This window comes from Oleiphilus sp. HI0125 (assembly GCF_001635355.1).
This window is the reverse complement of sequence record NZ_LWGF01001282.1, coordinates 1-751: the sequence shown is the minus strand read 5'-3', so window position 1 is coordinate 751 and position 751 is coordinate 1. Positions and strand designations below refer to the sequence as shown.

Below are 751 nucleotides of genomic sequence, written 5' to 3'. Positions count from 1 at the left end.
ACCGTTATCCAAGCCCCAGATGACGAGCAAGTACAAATCCGAGACAAAGATGCCGTGCTGTTTATGAATTTTAGAGCAGACCGAGCTCGAGAGATCACTCGCGCATTTGTCGAACCAAATTTCGATGGCTTTGAGCGCAAAGCAATTCCTAGTCTATCTGACTTTGTTATGTTGACCGAGTATGCCGCTGACATCAAAACTTCATGCGCTTACCCACCGAGCGCCCTTCCTAATTGCTTGGGCGAATACATGCAAACGCTTGGAAAAACTCAGCTTCGCATTGCCGAGACGGAAAAGTATGCCCACGTTACATTCTTCTTTAGTGGCGGTCGCGAAGCCTTGTTTGATGGAGAGACACGCGAGCTTATCGCAAGCCCCGATGTAGCAACCTATGACCTAAAACCTGAAATGAGCGCCCCAGAAGTCACAGACAAACTTGTTGCTGCCATTAAGTCTGGCGAATACGATTTGGTTGTGTGTAATTACGCTAACGGGGACATGGTCGGCCATACTGGCAAATACGATGCAGCAGTCAAAGCAGCAGAGTGCCTCGATACCTGTCTAAGTAAAGTTAGCGCCGCGCTTGCAGAAGTGAATGGCCAAGCCTTAGTAACGGCAGATCATGGTAATGCAGAGCAAATGACTGATCCGTCTTCTGGTCAAGCCCATACCTCGCACACTACAACACCAGTACCTCTTGTTTATTTGGGTGATCGCGCGCTTTCGCTAAAAGAAGGCGGTAAGCTAAGCG

General features: G+C 48.9%; 1 protein-coding gene. It reads left to right on the top strand.

The features are described from left to right. Nucleotides 1-751, top strand: a 751-nt coding sequence (gene gpmI / locus A3762_RS22280; RefSeq protein WP_068757683.1) for a 2,3-bisphosphoglycerate-independent phosphoglycerate mutase, incomplete at both ends; no start/stop codon positions are given.